Consider the following 7,170-nt stretch of genomic DNA (forward strand, 5'->3'; position numbering starts at 1 on the left):
TAACGAAGATTCTAACCAAATAGGGAAGCGAAGTTTATGGAGAAAATCAAGGAGGTGGGCATTGTAGTCGGATAGGTCAGGAGCCTTGCGACTCCCTTCCCTCCTCAGAACCGGACTTGTGCCTTCTCGACACATCCGGCTCAAGCAGATGACAACCGGCTCAGGGTTTCTTGCTTAGGTTTTGTTGTGGCTGCGAATGCCTTGGAATGGATTTGTTGATGGCAGGTCACATGAACTAACCGCAGATTGGAATAGGCATCACTACCTCCTTCCTGCTTCGGCTTGACATGATGAACATGCAACGCTTCATCCGTGAACAGACTCGTTTTGCAGACTGGACATTGGTAATTCTGTCGTCGGGCGATCCGTTGCTTGCTGGGTATTAACTCGGCTGCCTTTCGCTGGGTGCGTTTCTGCCAGTACACCCGCAAACTCGGATCGTCTGGAGAAGCCGTATGCTCAATCAGGATATGCCGTTGGATGGGTGTCCAGACAAACTTCTGAAGTGCCATGCCCGTTTGCTTATCCCCAAACACCCACTTATCCTGTCGATCCAGATTGAGCCTTCCCCAGTACTTGTTCTGTTTCCAGACGTAGTTTTTACGAGGATGCATCCGACGAACGTATCGTACCTGACGGTCAAACATCCAGCGATCCAACTTAGTGAAGGTCTCATAAGCTACCCCTATCCGAAAGTAGTTCGACCAGCCCCGAATGATGGGATTGAGTCGTTTGACAATCACTTCCACCCGCTGGGTTTTCAACGCTAACCACTCGGCTCGCAGTCGATTCCGAAGTTTCTGTACGGATGCCTTACCAGGTTTGATGAGCGCTTTCCATCCCGTGCGCGTGTTACGACTTGGGTACTGACGTACATTGAAGCCAAGAAAGTCGAATCCATCTTTCAGATGAACAACACGGGTTTTCTCCTCGGATAGCTGTAATCCTCGTTCTGCCAGCCAGTCTCTGAGCAGCAGTATGGTTTGTTGGGCCTCTTCCTGAGTCGAGCAAAAGACCACAAAATCATCGGCGTACCGTACTACCCGGCGCGGTCCGCACGTTTGGGTACGCCCCCCTCCGTATTGGTAGCTCATACCCATAGCCTCCTCTAATCCGTGAAGGGCAATGTTGGCCAATAATGGCGAACAGCTACCCCCTTGCGGAGTACCTGAGTCAGTCGGGTAGAACACATTTGCTTCCAGATAGCCTGCTTTTAGCCATTGTTCCAGCAGACCTTTGGCGGGGAAACGACCGATTCGCTTTAGTAGAAACGAGTGGTCGATGTGATCAAAAGCACCTTTGATGTCCGCATCGACAACCCACTTTCGTCGGCTATCGGGTCGGGCATAGCGAAAGATGCGCTCAATGGCATCATGACAGCTCCGTCCGGGTCGAAACCCGTAACTACTGGCTTCAAATTTGGCTTCCCATTCCGGCTCTAAAGCCTGTACCACCATTGTTTGTAAGCATCTGTCCCCGATAACAGGAATACCTAACGGCCTTTGCTTTGCATTGGCCTTAGGTATGTACACCCGACGGGTAGGTTTGGCTTTCCAGGGTTGGTGTTGCCTTAGTTCCTCCACCAGATTTTGGCGTTCTGTAGCCGTTCTGACCACCACCTGATCCACCCCCGGCGTGTCCTTACCCGAGTTGAGTTGGGTAATCCGGCGGACACTCGTCACTCGGTTGGCGTAACTTCGCAGCATTAACTTTTGCAAGGAACGTACCTTTTTATGGTTCCCTTCCTGAGCCGCCCGAAAGATGCGGGAGCGTAGATTTTTGACCAACCGAAATGCCTTCTGCCAATCAATGGCATGCCAGTCGGTTGGTCCAATGAGTCGGTTTGCTTCCTGATGAGGGTGCATCGAACTAAGCTCCTTGTTCAAAATCTGTTCTTCCGTCTTTAGGGTCATCCACCAGACCCACGTCAGCCCCCTTTCAAGGTGGGTATTGCCCTATCCGGCCGGTTATGAATTCCCGTTGCCTTTCGGCTTGCCGACTTTCGCTTCTTGGGTCTTCCTGTTCCCACTGAAGAGTTATGCCTTTCCTCGCAGTCAGGCCTACTGTAGCTTTCGATACAGACTTCATTGGGGTTACCACGTTCCACACGTCTGAGATACGACCGGGTGGGGTGCCTCCTTTATGGCGGGGACTAGGGTGCTCCCCATTCGTCGGCATCGCCGAATGTTCCTGTTTGTCCCATCATTACCGTATCAATCCTTGTTTCGGTAACCAACACTGACGCCACCTCATCAGAGGTTCATTCTCATTCACCCTTTCGGTCTTCCTCTGGCCCGATTTGGATCAAGGATTGACTCGCATCTTAGGCTTTACCCGCTTGCAACAGACCTCACCGTTACCAGTGACGCCCCTACGGGTTGAGGATCGGTTCGAGCACTAACCGAATGGATCACTTCCATACTCAAAACGTGCAGCTTCGTGTCGCACAATGCCAGTATGCTCCATACAGAAAATAGCTTGTTGCGGATTCCAGTTGGGGAGTGTTTTCAAAAGCCGCAAGGCGGTCTTAATGCCCGCGATGGTGTTAGGAGTGCTGGTTTGGAACACTACCTTTTTGCTGTCATAAACAGCCCAGTCCAGAGTCGCCTTAGCAATATCGATACCAATAAAATAGCGAATGTCCATGATGCATTGTATTTTAGAGTTGCTGAAAGTCTACTTGTTTTGTGCTCAATACCTTGCTAACGGGCCTATTATCCCACATTTCTATTCGAGTCCGGCAAGTAGAGACAGAGCAGGTCCTAAATTGGACCATAGGCCACGAACCTTGCCGCGCGATAGGGTAGCCTGCTCTGTTTTTCTTTCATCGGCAAGCTACCCAAATCTTGGATTCTTACCAGTCCTCAAATCTAAAGGCGGTATCGTGACCGCTATAACGTAGCCCTGATAAGGGCTGAGTCTGGTCAGCAAGGCTCTTTCACAAGCCTACCCCCTTTAGGGGGTGGGTAGCTGACGGGTTAAAGATACGACAATAAAAGACCTGATTTATCCGCTCATATAGCTACACCGACCTTTATTCCCCCTGTTGATTCTCAGGCATTTTTTCGCCGGTTTCGCCCGACAGCAAAATCTCCCAGAAGGCCCGGGGCAGACAGATATTCGCCACCGGAAGTGCCCGTTTGAACAGGGGGGCAATATCAGCAGGGGTGTACCCGGCCCGTAAACAGCCGATCTTAGTGGTCAGAAAGCGCGTTTGAGGATGGATGATGGCGTAGTCAATATACCCGTCTACATAGGTCTGAATGCGGTTCAGGGGTAAAGAAACCCGCAGGTCGCGCGGTTTGGTGGGTATACCAAAGGTCTGCCCCATCGGGCCGTACCCCTGGCCCCGGATCGCACCGTTGGCTTTGGCAAACAGGGCTGCACCCGTCTCGTGGATACCCGCTTCGTTCGCGCCAAACACATAGCAGTCGCCAGGTTGGAGCCGGGTAATCCATTCGGGAGAAATCCGGTTAATGGGGATGATTTGCATATACATTCGGTTTTTCTGTTCGATAAAATTAATGATTTATGAATGGAGCAACAACCGCTTTTTCCGGCACATTAAGCTTTATTGACCCGGTTGATTCCATTGCGTTCATGGCGACAAATGGCTATCTTTGGTACGGGAAATATTTTACATTAAAGCTGGGAACGCGGTCAAAGTATTATCAGCTACGGAGTTTCCCGGTCATCGACTGATCTGCTCTCTCCGGAGAGCTTTTTTTTTGCCCCTGGGGCGACGGCTGGCCTCCATCAGGGGGCATTTTCCAGTCCCCAGTCATTGTGCATCAGTTCCCCCAGCCGGTTGGCCCTGACCTTAATCAGGACTGTATCGTCCAGGCTGGTGATAAGTCTCAAGGCCCTGACCCGGGTTTCAAGACTATCTTCACTTAGGGTGGCACTGGCATGGTGCCGCAGATGGAGGACGTGGCTATGGAGCTTCTGCACCCGGTAGAGGTAGGGAGAAAGTGCCTGTATGGTGCCCTGTTGGAGACAACGATCAACCTCGTGGGGTGCCCTGCCGACCACGACCAGATCGTTGGGCTGAAGCGTATACAGCAGACCACTACCATCCAAGAGGCTGGTGAGGACCACCGACTCGCCCCGCAGCTTACGCTGAAATGCTTCCCAGACGGAAACAACCTTAAAAAACAGTGTCCCGTCCGGATGCCGGTAGATCGCAGCATGATGGTTACCCGAAGCCCGAACATGCCTGGGAGCCTGACCTGGCTGGCCGGGCAAGGGAAAGACATGCTGGATGAAGCTCCGGCACCGTACCGAACGAATCGGGACCGCTCCCGTATCATCGGTAAAAACCGGATGTTCGGTCAGGTGGCCAAAGGCTCCTTTGGGATCATCGTCATATCGGGCCAGGTGGTCTGCCACCCGGTTCCGGATGGCTGGGTCAACAATGGATGATACCTTACCAAAAGAAGCATCGAGCGGGTAGCGAAGCACAACTGTCGCTGCCGCATGGGGCGAACCCTCGGGAGGCCGGATGGTGCCGAAGCGGGTCTCGCCATGAAGCTCCCCCCTGGGTGTAATTTCTACCTGCCCCGTCGCCGGATTTCGTCGTTTTCCAAACAGCCGCCGGCCAACTTTATAGCTCACCACCGTAGTGGCAAGCCGTTCTTGCAGGTCGGCGAGTAGGCCGGGCCAGGGCAGGGGTATGGCGGGTTTTTCCCGCCTGCTCAGGATCTGGGCGATGTCGGGCGTCAGGCAGGCGACCAGGAGGGCTTCCACGGCAAAGCGCCGGTTGTCATAATCGGGGGCATGGCGGTTCAGATACTCCTGAAGACCCTACCGTGTGGGGGTGAACTGGTCGCGCTCCCAGGTCATGATATTGGCCAGGGGCGATAGCGCGTTCCAGTGCTTGCGCAGGCGACGCGTCTGGGAAGGATAGGTTTGTTCGATGGTACAGCCCAGACGGGCCAGTTTTTGCAGCAAGGTTCTGGTTACGGTATTCTCATGCCGCTCCCAGGTGGCATACACCGTTCGAATGTCGTCGGCAGTGGTCATCAGTTTCCATTTGGCGGGTGAAATCAGTCTGCGCCCGTACAGCTCATGGCAGCGGTTCAGGTATGCCGCCCGGTCGGTCCTTGATCGACGATCAAAGTAGGCCATGATGGATATACACTTCAGCCATGAGCTGGCCTTCCGGGTGGTCAGTATCCGGTTATTGAGGCTGTGATCCTCGTTGGCAGGGTTGGGCTGAATGGGGTGCAGGGGATAGTCCCTGGTTTCCAGTACCGATTGTACAGGCAGGGGTTCCCCTGTCAGCAAATCGACGCCCGCCTGCTGAAGATACACCAGGGTTCGTCCGAACAGGTCCGCAGGGGGGTGATCGATGGAAAAATGTTGCCGGAGAAACTGACGGACACGCTCGTTTTCGTTCCGGTTTTTCTGGAGTTGTTCGCGGTATTGCTGCCGTTTTGCCGCCGGATGGCGAAACTCGGTTGCCAGTTGAATACGCAGCACATCAGGAGGGCCATAGCCCGGGTGGTGAAGGATCGTCCGAAGCAGGTTTAGGGCCTGATTGAATACTTTTTCGATAACCGGATTGCCCAGTTCGTTGGGCCGGAACAGCGACAGTCCATCGTTATGGGCTTCAGCCGGTTTCTGTTGCGACTGCCCCGACGGAGCGTACCCAACTTGCCGGATGGCTTCTTCGACGGTAGCCCCTTCCAGCATTGACGGCAGTAAGCGCCGGATCGCCCGGCTGGAGAGGTGACTTCGCCGTTTGGAAAAGGTTATGCCCGCGAGTCGGCTCGACAGCGACTCCGGAAAGCCGAAATGACGGCTAAGGGTCTGAACCAGGGTTGGACTCCCGGCATTGGCGTAAAGCACATGCCAGAGCGCAAATAAACCGTTCTGCTCATCCAGAGCGATCCGTCCGTCAGGATTTATCCGGTAGTGGAGTTGAAAAGCGGATTGATAGGGCTTCAGCCGGGCTGTAATACCCCGTCCCCGGGTGCCGCTGGCGTTGACCCATTCCCGCAGAACTGCGTACAGGACGCTGCCCGTTTCATTGCCCTTCAGTCGCTCGAAGCTGGATTCATAGGCATACGGGTCCAGGTCAAGGGTGTCCAGTATTCCGTTTCGGTTGAGCGTGTCAGTCTGCGCCAGTACTGTCAGAAGCTGTTCCCGTTCCTCACGACGCAGCGGCCTGACTTCCCCTGTTTTGAGTTCGATCAGCGTAAGCTTGCTGAGTTGAGTGGCCGTTTTAAAAAGGCCGTAGAGCGGGTTGCTGGCCGGCGTTGCCAGGTGGTGGTGTTCAAACCGGCAGGGGCGCTCCCAAGGGGGGCGGGGTTTGGGAGGGCGTTGGTAATACAGCGTCTGGTCGGCAAGCTGCATTTTCAGCTCATCGGTCAGGAGGTGGGGGTAGGCCCGTTGGTGGGTGGCCCAGATGATTTCAAATTCAGCTCGGTGGGTGTGCCGGTAAAACCGAAGGCTTTTGGGCGCAAAGTGCGGCTCGGCCTGCATCCGCCTGCTGATGTACTGGCCAATAGTTAAACCCTCCTCCTGTAAGGCCTGCTCGTTCTGCTCCAGATGCCGGTATAAGGTGCCGTTGGTGGGTTTAGTGTCGGTGGCGGGGAGAAAGCCCCGTTTCCGGCTTACATGCTGCATGACCCGTGCCAGATGGGGAAGGGGAAGAATGTCGGTGGCGGCTCTGGCGCGTAACGACCACAGTTCCACCCCCGAAAGGGTTGTGACATCCGCAGAGGGAGTCAGGCCACTATCGGCCAGCAGTTTATTCACTTGATTCCGCCGGGCTTTGTAGCGCCGGTACTGAACCCGCAGGTTTCGGCGGATGCGACGGTGGCGGTAGGAGCTAAGGGAACGGCCCAGCCGGAAATCAATGGCATCATCGGTCGGCAGGGGAACCATGCGGGCTCCCAGACCGGCTATTTCACCGGCCTGCCCCCGCCCGGACGTTTCTATCCAGGCGTAGCCGATTTGTTGAATGCCGATATACAGTCCAAGTACGCTTGACATGGTAAAAAAGGGTTAGTATCCGGTCGGGGAAGTGCGATAAAGGAACCCGGCCAGTAGACCGTGCCGGGCTTGTATTGACCTGTTTAATTCGTTATAAGTAATCCTTGAGAATTAGTTTGCATTAAACTTGCTGAAGCTGATGGTTAGCCATTTGCCCACGTTGGCTAAACA

Annotated in this window: 6 protein-coding genes; 1 reads left to right on the forward strand and 5 read right to left on the reverse strand. The window is 54.4% G+C overall.

Annotated elements, in window-relative coordinates; genetic code table 11:
* Positions 1–140 precede the first annotated feature (140 nt).
* From ltrA to AC23NW_RS34135, 3 genes are all read right to left on the reverse strand, one after another.
* Positions 141–1,913, reverse strand: coding sequence for a group II intron reverse transcriptase/maturase (gene ltrA, locus AC23NW_RS34125; RefSeq protein WP_487455104.1), 1,773 nt, complete (start codon positions 1,911–1,913; stop codon positions 141–143).
* Between the two features lie 484 nt (positions 1,914–2,397).
* Entirely contained in the window at positions 2,398–2,646 is a 249-nt protein-coding gene (locus AC23NW_RS34130) for an IS110 family transposase (protein WP_487455105.1), read from the reverse strand.
* Between the two features lie 388 nt (positions 2,647–3,034).
* Positions 3,035–3,493, reverse strand: coding sequence for an A1S_2505 family phage non-structural protein (locus AC23NW_RS34135; RefSeq protein WP_487455106.1), 459 nt, complete (start codon positions 3,491–3,493; stop codon positions 3,035–3,037).
* A 38-nt stretch (positions 3,494–3,531) separates the two neighbouring features.
* Between AC23NW_RS34135 and AC23NW_RS34140 the strand changes: the two genes are divergently transcribed.
* The gene (locus AC23NW_RS34140; RefSeq protein ID WP_487455107.1) at positions 3,532–3,702 is read left to right on the forward strand and encodes a hypothetical protein; all 171 of its coding nucleotides are present in this window, start codon (positions 3,532–3,534) and stop codon (positions 3,700–3,702) included.
* Between the two features lie 54 nt (positions 3,703–3,756).
* Here AC23NW_RS34140 and AC23NW_RS34145 read toward each other — a convergent pair whose 3' ends face one another.
* Together AC23NW_RS34145 and cas9 are read right to left on the reverse strand one after the other, a co-directional pair.
* Positions 3,757–4,746 (reverse strand): hypothetical protein, encoded by a 990-nt coding sequence (locus tag AC23NW_RS34145; protein ID WP_487455108.1) that lies wholly within the window; start codon positions 4,744–4,746, stop codon positions 3,757–3,759.
* A gap of 57 nt (positions 4,747–4,803) precedes the next feature.
* Positions 4,804–6,999, reverse strand: coding sequence for a type II CRISPR RNA-guided endonuclease Cas9 (gene cas9, locus AC23NW_RS34150; RefSeq protein WP_487455109.1), 2,196 nt, complete (start codon positions 6,997–6,999; stop codon positions 4,804–4,806).
* Positions 7,000–7,170 lie beyond the last annotated feature (171 nt).

It is taken from the genome of Arsenicibacter sp. R0_47 (genome assembly GCF_057652235.1).

What these genes read in the sequence shown, in the direction of transcription:
- AC23NW_RS34140 (WP_487455107.1), top strand. Translation starts at nt 3,532, where the DNA reads ATGAATGGAGCAACAACCGCTTTTTCCGGCACATTAAGCTTTATTGAC.
- AC23NW_RS34130 (WP_487455105.1), bottom strand. Translation starts at nt 2,646, where the DNA reads ATGGACATTCGCTATTTTATTGGTATCGATATTGCTAAGGCGACTCTG.
- cas9 (WP_487455109.1), bottom strand. Translation starts at nt 6,999, where the DNA reads ATGTCAAGCGTACTTGGACTGTATATCGGCATTCAACAAATCGGCTAC.
- AC23NW_RS34135 (WP_487455106.1), bottom strand. Translation starts at nt 3,493, where the DNA reads ATGCAAATCATCCCCATTAACCGGATTTCTCCCGAATGGATTACCCGG.
- ltrA (WP_487455104.1), bottom strand. Translation starts at nt 1,913, where the DNA reads ATGACCCTAAAGACGGAAGAACAGATTTTGAACAAGGAGCTTAGTTCG.